Source organism: Paenibacillus sp. A14 (genome assembly GCF_036864815.1).
Lineage (GTDB): Bacteria > Bacillota > Bacilli > Paenibacillales > Paenibacillaceae > Fontibacillus > Fontibacillus sanfengchensis.
Genome location: NZ_JBAGJD010000015.1, coordinates 1 through 15,230, shown reverse-complemented (window position 1 = coordinate 15,230; position 15,230 = coordinate 1). Strand labels below are relative to the sequence as shown.

The following is a 15,230-nucleotide window of genomic DNA, read 5'->3' as shown; positions in this document are numbered from 1 at the left end:
TTGATCCCGGCGGTTCTCCGTTTAATTAGGGAAGGAATCGCGAATCTATTCTATTAAACAGCCTCTTTTTCGCTATACGGAAAGTCGTCCAAGCATCGTCTCTCTATCAGCATAATATAGCATTATGAAAGGAGGTAGAATGTTAATGCCAAATCAATTTCTCGATGCAAAGGTAGCTGTCAACTCAACGGGCGGTACCGCAGTCACTACGACACCGGCCATTTTCGGTACTCTCGGTTTGGATACTTCCGACGCGGGTCCCGACCTGGAAATCCAGTTCTCCGCCATGGTGACGATCTCCGTTGCAAGTGCCGCACCCACCGATGTAACAATTACGATTAACCGGATTTCGTCGCTGGGAACAGTGCCGATTTACACGGTTACGGAAGGCTTCCCGAATATCACAGCCGAAGGCGGGCAATTTGCCTTCACGATTACCGGAGCCGATTACCAGCCGCCGAATCCCGATGGATTCCTGATTTACCAGGCGGTTGTTTCCGTGGATAGCACGACGGCTACGCCGACTCGCGTAGGTCCGGAAAGTCTGATCGCCGCCGCTTATTCCGAGCCCGCTGCTTAACCTCTTGTCCAATTCCCGACTTTCTCTTATGCCGGTCCCTATCAAGGGGGCCGGTTTTTTCTGCGATTTTTCGCCGGGGAAGGCCAATGACGTGACCGTGGGTTCACGGTGGGAAATATATTGTACTATCGCATAAATTCACTTAAGTCGCGCTCTGCCGGAAGGCTGATCGCCCGGGAAGGAGAAGGCATGAGAATCCTGCTTGCAACTTATTGGCTCGTCCCGCATGTGGGCGGAGTCTGGAAATTTATGATGCAGGTCAAGCAGCACCTGGAGGAGCTTGGCCATGAAGTCGATTTAATGGGGAACAGCCCGGATTATAGCAAATACCATGTTTGGAACCGGGGCAAAGAGCTCTCCAAATCGGAACTCCGCCCTCTGTTGGTTGCCAAGCTGGACAAAAACAAAGCCCCCTTGCTTCATGCGCAAAGTCCCATCGATTTCTATGAGCTGGATCGCTATATGATGGAGCTGTCGGCTGCCTACTTTGGCTTGGACCAATACGATGTGATTCATACTCAGGATATATTTTCCGCCAGGGCGCTTGCCAGGGTCAAGCCGCCGCACATTCCCCTGATCGCTCATCTTCATGGGTCGGTAGCCGCGGAATTAAAAAACCATTTCATTCAGAACCCGCATTTGAATGTGAATGCAGGCTCGCCGGCCTGGAGGTATTTTGAGATCATGGAGCATTATGGAGCGATGTCCGGAGATCTGGCGATTACCGCCAACCATGTGCAGCGAAACAAGTTGATCCATGAATACTGGGTCCCCGCTTCACGAATCGCCGCCTTTCAATACGGACTGGATGCCGAGGCTTTCCGGCAGAGTGTGATGCGCGGAACCTCCATCAGACGCCCCGAAAGAAAGAAAGTGATTATTTTTCCGGCGCGTCTGACCGCGGTAAAAGGCATCGACGTGCTCATTTCGGCGCTGGGAATCCTGAAGTCCGCACGGAGAGATTGGGTTTGCTGGATCGTGGGAGAAGGGGAGAAGCGCAAGGAATTGGAGGAGCAAGTCGCCGCGCTGCAGTTGCGGGAAGACGTCCGTTTTCTGGGAGAACGGGATGATGTGCCCGCACTGCTTGCGATCTCCGATATATTTGTCCATTCGTGCATCCAGGATAATCAGCCGTTTTCGGTAATGGAGGCGCAGATGGCGGGACTGGCGGTGTGCGTTTCGGACGCAGGGGGACTGCCGGAGATGGTGGAACACGGGAAGACCGGCTTGATCTCGCCGGTAAACGATCCCGCTAACCTGGCCTCCCAGTTGTCGCTTCTGCTGGAAAATGAAGCCCTCCGCAGGGAACTTGGAAGAAACGCACAGACCTGGGGGAATGTCCATTGGTCGATGAATGAAATGATTCAAAGACTGCTGTCCGTCTATCATTTGGCGCTAATTGAACCTATCCATAAGCGGACGGAGAAAGCTGCAAGCCCTCCTATCAATTCTCATAAAGTAAGCGGCGATCTATACAACCGGATTTTTGCGGTCCCCTCCGCTCATCCTGAAATTTTGGTCGATTCCGCGGTGTGGAACCGGATCCTGGAGAATCTTCCACAAAAGTATACACTCTACGATTCGGAGGTTTTGGAGCTCACCCGCTAAATCTTTGAGCGAAAAACCCCAGTCTGAACCCGTCATCAGGGACAGCCTGGGGGTTTACTTTCCACTGGCACTCCGAAGTCGTTCTATTAAATCCCCGCATCCGAAGAAGAGTTACGCCTCTGAAGAAAAGGTTGTACCCGGGCGGGACGGAGCCCTTCCCTTTGAAGAGGAAAAGCATAACATGGCTTATAGAAGCACATCTGCATTGGAGGGCTGGCATGTCTACTTTAAGAATCAAGGCGATGGAAAACGGAAAAATCGATTCTCGATATATTCAAGCTGTTGACATATCTTTGACCAATTTGGGAGGGGACAGCTTTGAATTTTTACTGTTGGGATATGCGCCGCAAGGGCTGATTCACCGTGGGCTTTATCATTTGGGGCAGGGAGATACCGTGACGATTCCGACGATCAAGACCCGATATGCTCCCTTTGAAATCCTCGTGGTCACCAACGCGTTGGATTATCACACGACCGCTTTGACCATGTTCGCCCGAAACCAGCAAGAAACCGTGGCCATCTTTACTCAGGATGATGCGATACGGGAAACTTAACATCAGGGAGGTGGGATGGTGAAGGTGCTGTTCGTTTTTTACGTACCCAGCGGCGGCGTCCATTCCTTAAACCGTCAGCGTTGCCTCGCCCTGCGTCGAAACGGGATCCAGGCGGACTGCCTGTATTACGACTGGGGGGCGGGATTTCAAAGCCTGGAGGATTTTCCGGTCTACTTGACCCGGGATGACCAAGAAACCGCGCATATTCTTCGGTCAAGAAACTATGACTTTATCGTCGTGACTTCGGACTATACTTGTTTTGAGCGTTTCAGAAAATTGGGTTACAACGGGAAAATGGCGCTGGAAATTCAAGGATACGGCCCGCCGGAGCTGGCTCGTCACAGGCTGACGGAGGGAGCTTCGTCGATCCAGCCCCATGCTTCCGCCCTGATCAACCCCAATACGCCTCATATCGCTTTTTTATTGCAGGAAATGTATCCGGCAATCCCGTTGTTCCAATTTAACAACTGCTTTGATTATGAGCGGTTCACTTATCGGGAGCAGGCGGGTCGTCATATGGATTCGCCGATCATGGCCTGGCTGGGTCGAATTGAAGACAACAAAAACTGGCGGGAATTTTTGTATATCGGGTATTCACTCCTGAAGCATTATCCCAAGCTCAAGCTTTGGATGTTCGAAGATTCCAATTTAGCCAATCCGGAGGAAAGGGGACAGTTCGACCGCATTGTGGAGCTTTTGCAATTGAGTCCCCGGTTGATCCTCCGCTCCAATGTGCCTAATGATCATATGATGCATTACTTTTCACAGATCGGAGATTCCGGCGGATTCCTGTGCTCTACCTCGAAAGCGGAAGGCTCCCCGTTGGCCATTTTGGAAGCGATGAGCTGCAGGTGCCCCGTCCTGGCGGCGGATTGTGACGGCGTGTTTGCCTCCGTTGTTCACAATGTCACCGGCAAGAACTATAAACTGGGGGATGTCGACCATGCGGTCAGGGAAGCCATCGAACTGATGGATAACGGCCCGCTTCGTCAAAATATCCAAGCGGCCGCGTTGCTGCATGTGCAGACGGAGTTTAACGCGGAGGTATACTGCCGGAATTTTATCGGTATGCTCGACCAAATTCTTTAAGGAAGGAGGGGAACGGTCTTTGAAATATACGCATAAAGTAGGGACGGCAGCCGGAACCTTTCCGCCCTTTTTGGTGGGCAAGGAGGAAATTGTGTTAACTTCGGTGACTTTGATGAGCATCTCGCCCGGCGACCGGGTTACTCTAAGGCTGGATGTGGGGTGGAAGAAGCCGGTTCAATGGGATAAGGGGGAAATCGAGCTGAGGATTCGCAAGGATACCCACGATGGTTCCGTGATCTATCGGACGCTGGAAACTTGTCTTGAAAAAGCCTACACGATGGAGATAGTGACGGAAACCGGGAGCGTCCCGGTTCAGCACTTCTATTTGACCGCGTGTTCCCCGGACAGCAGGGCCATCATTACAGGGCCGTACTCGCTTCAAGGGTCGGTATTCCCCGTAAGCTGATACCAAAAGGCTGACTCCCGCAGAATCGCGACAGTCAGCCTTTTGGTATGTTTACGGATTATAAAGAGGGCAAAGCGGGCCAGTTCGCGTAGGTTTCCGCGAGGCCTTCCTCAATCGCGTATGAGGGCTTCCAGTGTAAGTCGTTGCGTGCCTTAAGATTGGATAGGCAGCTGTGCCGGATATCTCCCGGTTTCCCCGCTTGGTACAGCACCTCGACTTCTTCGGGATGCAGCTCATGCAGATACGCAATCAGTTGATTCAGCGAAGTCTTTTTTCCGGTGCTCACATGGATGGTGTCCCGCGACCCGTGTTCCGCCGCAGCGAGAATGGCCTCCGCGACATCCCGAACATAAACGAAGTCCCTCGTTTGTTCTCCGTCTCCGAAAATGGGAAGAGGAAGCCCTTTTTTAAGCCGGTCCATAAATATGGCAACCACACCGCCCTCTCCCTTTATGGTTTGTCCGGGCCCGTACACATTGGCAAACCTCAAGATGGTGTAGGGGATGCCGTAAAATTTGTCATAGAGCCTGATGTATTGTTCCGCGGTCCATTTGGACAGCCCGTAAAAAGAAATCGGCTTCACCGGATCGAGTTCGGTCAGCACCTCTTTGGCAAGGTCTCCGTATACACCGGAAGTGGAAGCGAAAATGAACTTGCTCACCTTGTTTTCCCGGCAAGCCTCCAACAGGTTCAAGGTGCCGGCCACATTAACATCGGCATCGAAAAACGGCCGGTCGATGGATTGCCGGACATCAATCTGGGCCGCCAGGTGGACCAGCAAATCCGGCTTTGATTCCCGGATGATTTCCCGGGTGCGTTCGCTTTGGATATCCGCGACATGAAGCGTTGCCTGCTCCGGCACGTTTTTCCTTTGCCCCGTGCTTAAGTTATCGATGACAATGACCTTCAAGTTTTGGCGGATTAGCCGGTTGACGAGATGCGAACCGATAAATCCCGCTCCGCCGGTAACGACTGCGGTCTTCAATTCCCATGGCCTCCCTTGAATGAGCGCATAATACGTATCGTATGAACGAAGGTTAAATTTGGCATGGGACAACAGAGGAGATCGGGTAAGTTTACCTGTATTCCGGAGAACCCGGAGGTGCATCCTAAGTCCTGTTCATCATAATTTTATATGGATAGGGGATGACTTCATGCGAGGAGCCAAAATCGTAAGCTTGTCATTATCCGCTGCAATGATCGCCGGTATGGTGGGGATAACGGGCTGCGGGAACCGAACGGACAATAACAATGTCCGGACTCAGGGCCTGCGTCAGCAAAATGCGCGCAACTTTGACGTGAACTCCCTGCCTGAGGGCAACCGAAACTTTTCCCGCAGCGCCGGTAACGGTCAGAGTGAGCGGATTAAATCGCTCCGATACAGTCCTGCTTTGAGCAACAAGGTAGCCCAGCTTCGGGACGTGCAGACGGCCCACGTTGTAGTCACCGACCGTGATGCGTATGTGGCGCTTACAATGCACGGTGCAAGTAACGCCGGCGGCCTTGGCGGCAACATGACCGGCATGTCCACGGGCATGTCGACCGGTATCGGCGGCAACCGGGGAACCGCGAATATGGGCGGGCCTTACGGTGCCGATTACGGAACCCGCGGCGCCGGGGACAATGGCCTGGCTTTGGGATTGACGGGCCGTTCGGGGACCGCCGGCAGCCTGTTCGATATGACCCGGGGCAACGGATTGATGGACGGCACTACCGGAACCGGGATGCGCGGCACGAACGGAAACATGGGATTGAACGACATGAACGGAGCGGGTACGCCTGGAACGGCGGGGACCGGAGGATATGGAAGTATGGGGATGGGCGGATACGGATCGGGGGCTGGCCGGATGAGCGGATTCGGAACGGGAACCGGTACCGGTACGTTTAACGGGTTGGGCAACGGTACCGAAGCCGGCCAGGTGACGGACAATGTACCGCAGCGCCTCAAAGACAAAATATCGGAAACCGTCAAAAGAACAGCCCCTCATATCCGCAACGTCTACGTTTCGGGCAACTCCGATTTCGTGACGCAGGTCGGGAATTACGCCACCCAATCCCGCGACGGGGGAACGGGAGATACGCTGAGAGGATATATTGCTGATTTTGAGAACATGATCAACCGGATCTTTCCGGGACGTGCCGGCACGATGACCGGGCCGAACGGGTATGCGCCTACGACGCCTAACGGATTTACCGGCGGTGCGAACCGCGGCGGGATGAATACGGGCGGCTTCTCCGGCGGGGTCACAAGGTAACTGGCGATTTAAAGCAAAAGCGTGGCCTGCGGGAAAAGATATCCCTTGCGGCCACGCTTTTAAACTTATTCTTTGAACTTACGTCCCTCGACCCAGACCTGTTGAAGTTCAAGCTCCCGGTCCAGCAGAAGCAGATCGCCGAGCTTTCCGGTTTCGATCGACCCGGTAAGGTGGTCGATTCGAATCAGTTTGGCCGGGTTAAAACTGGCGGCTTCCGAGGCTTCCTCAACGGAAAGCCCGATTTCCCGGACGAGATGCCGGAACCCGCGGATCATCGTCAAGGTGCTGCCGGCCAGCGTTCCCTCGCTGTCACGCAGCGTACAAACATGATCCTTGACGACAACGGGCAAATCGCCCAGTTTATATTCGCCGTCGCCGAGACCTGCCGCGGACATCGCGTCCGTAATCAGGATCAGATTATGGTTCTTTTTTACGCTGGCAAGCAGTTGGATTCCGGCTTTATGCACATGAATACCATCGGCGATGATCTCCCCGCTGATGGCGGGAGAGCTGAGGATCGCCCCGACTACGCCGGGTTTGCGGTGATGCAGCGGCGTCATCGCATTGAACGTGTGCACGGCGTGATGCAGTCCGACTTCAACGGCAGCCATCATTTCCTCGTAGGTCGCGTCAGTATGACCCGCCGCCGCGACGATTCCTTTTTTGCGTAAAAACCGGATCAAGTCATGGGCTCCCTCACGCTCCGGAGCAAAAGTAACCTGTTTGATCAATCCCGGGTACCGCTCCTCCCAGGCCTCGATCCACTCGGCGTTTGGCGGAACGATATGTGCGGGATTTTGCGCCCCCGGCCATTTCGGACTGATAAAGGGGCCTTCCAAATGGACGCCTGCCAGTTTGGCATAAGGCATTCCGTTTTCGATGTAGCGCTGAACCTCCTCCAGCACCTGTTCGATGACCGGCTTCGGTAACGTCATCGTCGTGGCCAGCATCGAGGTCGTTCCCTGGCTGCAATGAAGCTTGGTGATCGCGTCGAAGGCTTCTTGTCCCGGTTCGGAAAAATCATGCAGCATGCCGCCGTGGACATGGACGTCTATGAAGCCGGGCAGGACGAAGCCGCCTTGGGCATCGACCACTTCCACGGAGCCGGGGGTTTCCGCGGGCGCGCCGGCGGTCGAGCCGACGTAGGTGATGACGCCGTCCTTGACGGTGACGGCTCCATCGGATATGCGCCCTCGGGGCGTTACGATGTTAGCATGGATGATTTGCACCGCTCCCGGCCGCATCAGAGCAGCCCTCCCGCAGCTTGGTCAAGCACCACGACGACATTGGGGTGTGTCTGGAGCAGCGAGGCGGGGCATTTGGTGGTGATCGGTCCGCGCAGCGCCCGGGCCACGACCTCCGCTTTATCGGCTCCCTTGGCCATCAGCAAAATTTGCTTGGCCTGCAAAATGGTACCGATCCCCATCGTGATCGCATGGGTCGGTACTTCATCGATCGAAGGAAAATACCGGGCATTGGCCTGGCGGGTTCTTTCCTCCAGCTTGACGATATGCGTCGGCCCGGTCAATTCCTCGGCAGGTTCGTTAAAGCCGATATGGCCGTTATGCCCCAAGCCGAGCAGTTGAAGATCGATTTGCCCGGCCTGTTCCAGCAGCCGGTTATACCCTGCGGCCGCCTGTTCGGGATCGGACGAGCTTCCGGAGGGAACATGGGTATTTTCCGGCAGGATATCGATGTGATTGAACAGCTTTTCGTTCATAAACCGGCGATAGCTTTCCGGATGCTGCTCATCGAGCCCGATATATTCATCCAGGTTAAAACTGCTGGCCTGCTTGAAGCTGACCACGCCCTCCCGGTAAAGCTCGATCAATTTGCCGTACACTCCGACCGGGGTGCTCCCTGTAGCGAGTCCCAGAATGGCCCGGGGATTCGATTGAAGCAGACTGGCGATAATGCCGGCCCCGGTTTCATTGAACTGCAGTTCGTCTTTTACCTTGATAATGTTAAGCATGCGTATTGCCCTCCCTTTGTTTTCTGTATATTTGCACGTTCTGGTAAGAAGTTTCCAGCTTCGGAATGAAATCTTCAAATTCCATGCTTACCATTCCCGTAAATAAAATATCAATCACATGCAGCTGCGCGATTCGCGAAGCCATGTCTCCCCGGCGCATACCTTCTTCCAAAGATGAGGAGAATAACGATATGTCGGCCAGGGAGGCGAGCGGATTGCTCCCATACTGGGTCAGCGATACCGTCAAAGCCCCGCTGTCTTTGGCGCAGCGAAGGGCATCGATCGTCTCCGGCGTTTCGCCGCTGTAGGAGACGGCAAAAGCGATATCGCCGCTCCCGAGTGAGGAAGCGGAGGTAATCTGCATATGGGAATCGGCGAACGCCGTGGCGTGCTTCCCGATCCGCACCAGCTTCTGATAAAAATCCTGAGCGATGATCGATGAGGTAGCGACGCCGTAAAGGTCGATGCGTCCGGCCCGGCAAAGGGCGTCGATGGCGCGGCGCAGCTCGTTCATGTCGAGAAGGCGCGTCGTATCTGTGATGGAGGCCAGATGGTTGGCTTCCATCGCCTGCACGATTTTGTGCAGGTCGTTTCCCGCGATCACATCCTGATACTGGGCCTGCGAAGGCTGATGCGCCAGTTCCCCGGCCAACTTCATTTTAAAATCGGGAAATCCTTTAAAATGAAATGTTTTGCAGAATCGGGTCACCGTTGAGGGGCTGATTCCACAGGTATAAGCCAGCTCAGTGATGCCGAGGTGGATGACGGAGGCCGGTGATTTTAAAATATATTCCCCCAGCCGTCTTTCCTGGGGAGGCAGCGTTTCCAAATGGTTGGAGAGCGCGTGCAGGATGGGTGTCTGCAAAAGGCGTCGCCTCTTTTCGGATATGAAAATTATTTTTGGTTATTATTATAAATCAATGAAAATTATTTCGATTTCATCATAATCGTTTCTCTGGCGGAAAGCAAGATTTTCCTGGAAACTCACAGATTTTCTTGTCATTTCATCGGGTGCATACTACACTGAGTGTAAGCATCAATGAACCGAAGAGGTGAAAGGGATAGTGGATTCTAATCTTGATGAATATATTGAGCGGCTCTTGTCCGCGTGGTCCAAAACGTTCCGCAAAATGCAAAGCCAGATTATGCACCACCGGGAATTGGGGCTGACCGGACCTCAATTTCATATGCTCGCGTTGATCGCCAAGAACAAAAACTGCAATGTCAGCTATTTGTCGGACAAGCTGGAGGTCAAGCCCAGCGCGATTACGGTGATGGCGGACCGTCTCGTTCAGAGCGGATACGTGGAGCGCAGGCATGATGACCAGGACCGGCGAGCGGTGCTGCTGTCAGTGACCGAACTCGGTGACGAGGTATACGAAGAGGCGAGAAAACGGTCGCGTAATGTGCTCAAATCGTATCTTTCGGGCCTGGAGCCTCATGAGCTCGAAGTGCTGATCGGCGTGATAGAGAAATTTGCCGGAGGAGACGAACCGGACGGCGAAGAGGCGTAAACCACAAACGGAATAGAGCGGCTTGCCTGGCTTTCGGCAAGCTTTTTTCATGCCGGAGATCGGCATGCCTATTGTTCCGGAGGAGGACATCGCGAATGTATGAACCAAAGACGAAGGAAACCGACCAGGATGTGCTGGAGTTTATTGAAAATGTGGAGCATCCGGGTAAACGTGAGGACGCCCTGAAGCTGTTGGCTATTTTTTCGGAAACGACCGGGTATCCGGCCAAAATGTGGGGGCCTTCCATCATCGGATTCGGCTCCTATCATTACAAGTACGCATCGGGACATGAAGGAGACGCGCCGCTCGTCGGCTTCTCGCCCAGGAAGTCCAAGATCAGCCTGTATTTTGCGACCGGGGATCCGGAGCGGGAACGGCTCTTGCAGCAATTCGGCAAGCATACCGCGGGGAAAGGATGCGTTTATATTAGTAAGGTGGCGGATATTCGTATAGAGATTCTGGAGGCTTTGATTCGCCAATCGGTTGATTTTCTCCGGAAGACCTATTCCCAGGCCCGGCCGGAAAAAGAGTAGTGCAGGCAGCGATTTCGTCATTCGTCGGGTGGAGAAGGAAGCAAAGGGGAGATCGTCCATTCCGAGCAGCGCGGATTTCCGCAGTGCTCCGCCCATTTTATCCGGTTACGGCACCGTTGCCTCCGTTTCTTCATAAGATGTGTTGACTGTATCCCTTAACCTTGTTAAACCATAAAACCCGAGCAAGGAGGGGTGACGCATTTTGAAGAGCAGCGATCGGAACAGCAATCTGTTAACACATCGTGAACGGGAGGTTTTCGAACTCCTCGTGCAGGATAAAACGACGCGCGACATTGCGGGCCAGCTGTTTATCAGCGAGAAAACCGTCCGGAACCATATTTCCAATGTTATGCAAAAGCTTAACGTCAAGGGTCGTGCGCAAGCGGTAGTCGAGCTGATCAAGCTTGGGGAGTTAAAAATCTGACGGTGATCCAAAAGGCCTCGCCCGGAAAACCGCAACCTTCTTTTTCGTCCCGCACTTTGCGGGAGGGAGAGGAGGTTTTTTTGTTTGGGGGGCGAGAAAGACCATTCAGGCAGCAGTCCATTGCCAACTGACTCGCCAAAATGATCACTAAAGACACTAGGCTTTCAGGGAAATAGTCTCTTATCGCTTTCTGTAAAATGAGTCGTTAAAAATAAGCGCGAAAAAGAAGGGATTTTTTCGAAATAGGTCGAAATTACCAAATGGGGTAAAGTCAAATTCAGCGAGTGAGTCAGTTTTACTGTTTTTATGGAATACAAAGGAGAATCACGGACGATGGAAATTAAACCTAAATACATAATTCAGCAGAGGTTTCCACACTTATTACAGTTGAAATCTAATGATGAAATTCAAATTCTCCCTGCGGGCAAGGGAGACTGCAATTTGATGATGGTTCATAAGGGTGTCGAAAACTATATGTACGACCAAGTGAGTCCCAAGGTAGAAATAGCGAATTGGATGACCCAATTTGAACATGTGATGAAGGAATCGCATGTCCTATTTTTTGGTGTAGGTCTTGGAGGTCATATCTCGGCATTTCGACGAAAGCATCCTGAGATTCCCTTTTCCGTGTTTGAGCCATGTCCAGGTATTATGTCTGCTTTCTTAGAGCATAGTTCTCCAAATGAGTGGGAGATTTTATCATCGGTTGATGAAATCATGTTGGGTGACCCGTTTGAGAAAGCCGCGCCGGCGCTTGCAGGGCTGATCGACCGCGTTTCCAGAATCCTGGTTGTCGTTTGGCCCGCCTATATGCGGATGTTTCCGAAAGAACTCGAGCAATTTAATAATACTCTTCGACAACTGGTGAATTATAAGCAACATAGAATCAAGGTCAATCAGTTCTATGAAAAAGAATGGGCCTTAAACAGCTTACATAATATGCCTTTTGTATTGAATACCCCCAATTTTCTGAAAAAGGGTGAGTCTCACCTTGAAGGCAAGCCCGTAGTCATCGTTTCCGCCGGGCCTTCACTGAATGATGAAATAGAGCATCTCCGAACGATTAAGGAGAAAGGGCTTGCCTATATTTTTTCGGTAGGTTCGGCCGTGAATGCATTAATAGAACATGGGATTTACCCGCATGCTACTTTCAGCTACGATCCAAATCCTTATAATGTTGATGTAATTAAGAAAATAATTGATAAACGGATAGATAAGATCCCTATCGTTTTTGGAAGTACGGTAGGCAGAAATACGCTGGATTCTTATCCGGGCCCCAAAATGCACGTTATTATTACCCAGGATGAAGTATCGATGCAATTGCTTCGCAGCAAATCCGGCGAAACGCCTCCTCTTATCAATGATGCTCCTTCAGTCGCAGTGATTGCGTTACAATGTATGATTCGTATGAAGGCGGGACTGATTATTCTGGTTGGGCAAAACTTGGCTTACCGCAACCGGAAGTACTATGCATCCGGAATAACGAATTCAACAGGCATTCCCTACGGGGAAGGAATGACCCAAATGGAAGGCGTAAACGGGGGGGAGGTCATCAGCAACCCGTCTTTTATAAAAATGAAGAGAGAAATGGAGTTTTACATTCATTCTAGTCCGGGGATTGAGTTTATTAATACAACCCGGGATGGCGCTCAAATTACAGGAACAAAATTCCTTCATCTGGATGAGGTTATCAAACTGAGGCTCCAAGCAAAAACAGTCGATGCCGCATGGATGTTCGACAACGCTTCTTCCGGTTACGATATAGCTCAGTTTAAGAGAAGCTTAGATAAACTACAGCGGGAGGGGGAGCTGTTTCAGCAGATTTTTGGACAACTGCAGCAGAAGTTGATGGAATTGGCTAATTGGGTTAAGTTTGGGCTGGATGAGAAGGTGAATGTGGCTTTGGCTGAGTTCGACGATCTATTTGCGGAGATGATAGGCAATCCGTACTTCAAGTTATACATATTACCGAGAAATCGGTCGGGTTACGAGTTTTTATACAGCAAGATGAATTCTATTAGAAATGAGCGCCAAGCTTTAAGTAGGGCTCAAAAAGTTGTTTTACATTTCGGGGATTTCGTGTGGAGCTGTCAGCAGGACTATGCGCAGTCCAAAGATATTATAAGTCGTTTTCATATTTCCAATAGGGGTTAGGAGACATAGTAATGGCCGGAAGAAAAAGAAAGCTGGAGAAAGTAGACCATATTATAAAAGTTACTTTGTTGACTACTCAAGTGATAAATTTGACAAGCCCATTTTATGCCAGCGCGAGTGGGAAGATAGAACAAGATCAAGCAAATCAATCTTACTCGGACCGCGCATTAACTGTTACGGACTCGACGTATGATTTACCTCATGACATCCCTCAAACTTTTTATATGATGTCGAGCGATCCGATGGAGCTTTTGCAAACACTCCCACACGGAAGCGGGGTTTCATTGACCCCCTTGCTTAGTTTGTTGTTCGATCAGGAACTGCGGCTTGGAACCGGAGAGATTACGGTATACCGGCTATCGGACGACCAGGTGGTGGAACGTCTGAGCGGCGGGAACGTGCGCTTGAGCGGAAGCGTGGCGATGATCAGTCTGACTCATCCGCTGGCGGACGACACTTCGTATTACGTCCAAGTGAGCTCGGGGATGTTCCAGGATGGAGCGGGGCAAGGGTTTGGCGGCATCTATGGACCCGGATTGTGGAGCTTCCGGACGGCGGACCAAACGGCCCCGCAGATGGTGAGCAAGAGTCCGGAAGGCAGTGGAGCGATTTCACTTTCAGGGCTGAGCATGACGTTTAACGAACCGGTGCAGTGGGGAACGGGTGACGTCATTGTACATGAAGCCTTGGATGGCCGTATAGCAAGACAAGTCCGCGTGTCGAGCGGTATGTTTACAACCGGCTACGGAACCTTGAATGGAGACAGAGCGGACCTGTATCTGGACGGCGGACTGGAAAGCGGAACATCGTACTACGTGGAAGTGACGCCGGGAACGCTTATGGACCACAGCGGCAACCCGTTTGCGGGCATCCTGGGGTCGAGCGAGTGGACGTTTACGACCTGGGATGAGGCCCCGTATTATACGAGCCTGTCGCCGCAAAGCAGCGGTGCGACATTACAGCCGGAACTGACCATTCTCTTTAGCGAAGCGATTCGGCTTGGGAGCGGAGAGATTACGGTGAACCGGAAATCGGACAACCAGGTGGTGGAACGTCTGAGCGGCGGGAACGTGCGTCTGAGCGGAAGCGTGGCGATGATCAGTTTGAATGGTCCGCTGGCGGATGACACTTCGTATTACGTCCAAGTGAGCTCGGGGATGTTCCGGGATGGAGCGGGGCAAGGGTTTGGCGGCATCTATGGACCCGGATTGTGGAGCTTCCGGACGGCGGACCAAACGGCCCCGCAGATGGTGAGCAAGAGTCCGGAAGGCAGCGGAGCGATGTTAGTTTCAGGGCTGAGCATGACGTTTAACGAACCGGTGCAGTGGGGAACGGGGGACGTCATTGTACGTGAGGCCCTGGATGGCCGCATAGCAAGACAAGTCCGCGTGTCGAGCGGTATGTTTACAACCGGCTACGGAACCTTGAATGGAGACAGAGCGGACCTGTATCTGGACGGCGGACTGGAAAGCGGAACATCGTACTACGTGGAAGTGACGCCGGGAACGCTTATGGACCACAGCGGCAACCCGTTTGCGGGCATCCTGGGGTCGAGCGAGTGGACGTTTACGACCTGGGATGAGGCCCCGTATTATACGAGCCTGTCGCCGCAAAGCAGCGGTGCGACATTACAGCCGGAACTGACCATTCTCTTTAGCGAAGCGATTCGGCTTGGGAGCGGAGAGATTACGGTGAACCGGAAATCGGACAACCAGGTGGTGGAACGTCTGAGCGGCGGGAACGTGCGTCTGAGCGGAAGCGTGGCGATGATCAGTTTGAATGGTCCGCTGGCGGATGACACTTCGTATTACGTCCAAGTGAGCTCGGGGATGTTCCGGGATGGAGCGGGGCAAGGGTTTGGCGGCATCTATGGACCCGGATTGTGGAGCTTCCGGACGGCGGACCAAACGGCCCCGCAGATGGTGAGCAAGAGTCCGGAAGGCAGCGGAGCGATGTTAGTTTCAGGGCTGAGCATGACGTTTAACGAACCGGTGCAGTGGGGAACGGGGGACGTCATTGTACGTGAGGCCCTGGATGGCCGCATAGCAAGACAAGTCCGCGTGTCGAGCGGTATGTTTACAACCGGCTACGGAACCTTGAATGGAGACAGAGCGGACCTGTATCTGGACGGCGGACTGGAA

At 52.7% G+C, this 15,230-nt stretch carries 15 protein-coding genes; 11 read left to right on the top strand and 4 right to left on the bottom strand.

Going from position 1 to position 15,230, the window contains the following annotated elements; genetic code table 11:
• Nucleotides 1-145 precede the first annotated feature (145 nt).
• The 5 genes from V4U88_RS24135 to V4U88_RS24115 all read left to right on the top strand — a co-directional run bounded on the left by V4U88_RS24135 (nucleotide 146) and on the right by V4U88_RS24115 (nucleotide 4,237).
• Nucleotides 146-580, top strand: coding sequence for a hypothetical protein (locus V4U88_RS24135; protein WP_334075755.1), 435 nt, complete (start codon nucleotides 146-148; stop codon nucleotides 578-580).
• Nucleotides 581-700: 120 nt separating this feature from the next.
• The gene (locus tag V4U88_RS24130) at nucleotides 701-2,188 is read left to right on the top strand and encodes a glycosyltransferase family 4 protein (RefSeq protein WP_334075754.1); all 1,488 of its coding nucleotides are present in this window, start codon (nucleotides 701-703) and stop codon (nucleotides 2,186-2,188) included.
• Between the two features lie 218 nt (nucleotides 2,189-2,406).
• Nucleotides 2,407-2,742, top strand: a complete 336-nt coding sequence (locus V4U88_RS24125; protein WP_334075753.1) for a hypothetical protein — start codon at nucleotides 2,407-2,409, stop codon at nucleotides 2,740-2,742.
• A gap of 15 nt (nucleotides 2,743-2,757) precedes the next feature.
• Nucleotides 2,758-3,831: a glycosyltransferase family 4 protein gene (locus V4U88_RS24120; protein WP_334075752.1), complete on the top strand. Its 1,074-nt coding sequence runs from the start codon at nucleotides 2,758-2,760 to the stop codon at nucleotides 3,829-3,831.
• 19 nt (nucleotides 3,832-3,850) lie between these two features.
• The gene (locus V4U88_RS24115) at nucleotides 3,851-4,237 is read left to right on the top strand and encodes a hypothetical protein (RefSeq protein ID WP_334075751.1); all 387 of its coding nucleotides are present in this window, start codon (nucleotides 3,851-3,853) and stop codon (nucleotides 4,235-4,237) included.
• A 58-nt stretch (nucleotides 4,238-4,295) separates the two neighbouring features.
• On the opposite strand, the gene V4U88_RS24110 is transcribed toward V4U88_RS24115, so the two are convergent.
• The gene (locus V4U88_RS24110) at nucleotides 4,296-5,222 is read right to left on the bottom strand and encodes an NAD-dependent epimerase/dehydratase family protein (protein WP_334075750.1); all 927 of its coding nucleotides are present in this window, start codon (nucleotides 5,220-5,222) and stop codon (nucleotides 4,296-4,298) included.
• 169 nt (nucleotides 5,223-5,391) lie between these two features.
• On the opposite strand from V4U88_RS24110, the gene V4U88_RS24105 reads away from it, so the two are divergent.
• On the top strand, nucleotides 5,392-6,492 hold the full coding sequence (locus V4U88_RS24105) for a YhcN/YlaJ family sporulation lipoprotein (RefSeq protein ID WP_334075749.1): 1,101 nt from the start codon (nucleotides 5,392-5,394) through the stop codon (nucleotides 6,490-6,492).
• A gap of 65 nt (nucleotides 6,493-6,557) precedes the next feature.
• Here V4U88_RS24105 and nagA read toward each other — a convergent pair whose 3' ends face one another.
• From nagA to V4U88_RS24090, 3 genes are read right to left on the bottom strand one after another with little or no spacing between them, the layout of a single operon-like run.
• Nucleotides 6,558-7,736 carry an N-acetylglucosamine-6-phosphate deacetylase gene (gene nagA, locus V4U88_RS24100; protein WP_334075748.1) on the bottom strand — a complete coding sequence of 393 codons (1,179 nt, stop codon included), beginning with the start codon at nucleotides 7,734-7,736 and terminating at the stop codon, nucleotides 6,558-6,560.
• Nucleotides 7,736-8,464, bottom strand: a complete 729-nt coding sequence (gene nagB / locus V4U88_RS24095; protein ID WP_334075747.1) for a glucosamine-6-phosphate deaminase — start codon at nucleotides 8,462-8,464, stop codon at nucleotides 7,736-7,738. Before nagB ends, nagA begins: the two co-directional genes overlap by 1 nt.
• A complete protein-coding gene (locus V4U88_RS24090; RefSeq protein WP_334075746.1) occupies nucleotides 8,457-9,329 on the bottom strand; it encodes a MurR/RpiR family transcriptional regulator in 873 nt (290 codons plus the stop codon). Before V4U88_RS24090 ends, nagB begins: the two co-directional genes overlap by 8 nt.
• Before the next feature lie 199 nt (nucleotides 9,330-9,528).
• Here V4U88_RS24090 and V4U88_RS24085 point away from each other — a divergent pair, with 199 nt between their 5' ends.
• The 5 genes from V4U88_RS24085 to V4U88_RS24065 form a co-directional block, all read left to right on the top strand.
• Nucleotides 9,529-9,978 carry a MarR family winged helix-turn-helix transcriptional regulator gene (locus tag V4U88_RS24085; RefSeq protein ID WP_334075745.1) on the top strand — a complete coding sequence of 150 codons (450 nt, stop codon included), beginning with the start codon at nucleotides 9,529-9,531 and terminating at the stop codon, nucleotides 9,976-9,978.
• Between the two features lie 95 nt (nucleotides 9,979-10,073).
• Nucleotides 10,074-10,511, top strand: coding sequence for a DUF1801 domain-containing protein (locus V4U88_RS24080; RefSeq protein WP_334075744.1), 438 nt, complete (start codon nucleotides 10,074-10,076; stop codon nucleotides 10,509-10,511).
• Nucleotides 10,512-10,713: 202 nt separating this feature from the next.
• The gene (locus V4U88_RS24075; RefSeq protein WP_263639291.1) at nucleotides 10,714-10,935 is read left to right on the top strand and encodes a helix-turn-helix domain-containing protein; all 222 of its coding nucleotides are present in this window, start codon (nucleotides 10,714-10,716) and stop codon (nucleotides 10,933-10,935) included.
• Between the two features lie 333 nt (nucleotides 10,936-11,268).
• The gene (locus V4U88_RS24070; RefSeq protein WP_334075743.1) at nucleotides 11,269-13,089 is read left to right on the top strand and encodes a motility associated factor glycosyltransferase family protein; all 1,821 of its coding nucleotides are present in this window, start codon (nucleotides 11,269-11,271) and stop codon (nucleotides 13,087-13,089) included.
• An 11-nt stretch (nucleotides 13,090-13,100) separates the two neighbouring features.
• Nucleotides 13,101-15,230, top strand: a 2,130-nt coding sequence (locus V4U88_RS24065) for an Ig-like domain-containing protein (RefSeq protein WP_334075742.1), incomplete at its 3' end; no start/stop codon positions are given.

Excerpts from the sequence above, each read along its gene's own strand:
- nagB (WP_334075747.1), bottom strand. The coding sequence starts at position 8,464 with ATGCTTAACATTATCAAGGTAAAAGACGAACTGCAGTTCAATGAAACC.
- V4U88_RS24135 (WP_334075755.1), top strand. The coding sequence starts at position 146 with ATGCCAAATCAATTTCTCGATGCAAAGGTAGCTGTCAACTCAACGGGC.
- V4U88_RS24080 (WP_334075744.1), top strand. The coding sequence starts at position 10,074 with ATGTATGAACCAAAGACGAAGGAAACCGACCAGGATGTGCTGGAGTTT.
- V4U88_RS24125 (WP_334075753.1), top strand. The coding sequence starts at position 2,407 with ATGTCTACTTTAAGAATCAAGGCGATGGAAAACGGAAAAATCGATTCT.
- nagA (WP_334075748.1), bottom strand. The coding sequence starts at position 7,736 with ATGCGGCCGGGAGCGGTGCAAATCATCCATGCTAACATCGTAACGCCC.
- V4U88_RS24070 (WP_334075743.1), top strand. The coding sequence starts at position 11,269 with ATGGAAATTAAACCTAAATACATAATTCAGCAGAGGTTTCCACACTTA.
- V4U88_RS24120 (WP_334075752.1), top strand. The coding sequence starts at position 2,758 with ATGGTGAAGGTGCTGTTCGTTTTTTACGTACCCAGCGGCGGCGTCCAT.
- V4U88_RS24105 (WP_334075749.1), top strand. The coding sequence starts at position 5,392 with ATGCGAGGAGCCAAAATCGTAAGCTTGTCATTATCCGCTGCAATGATC.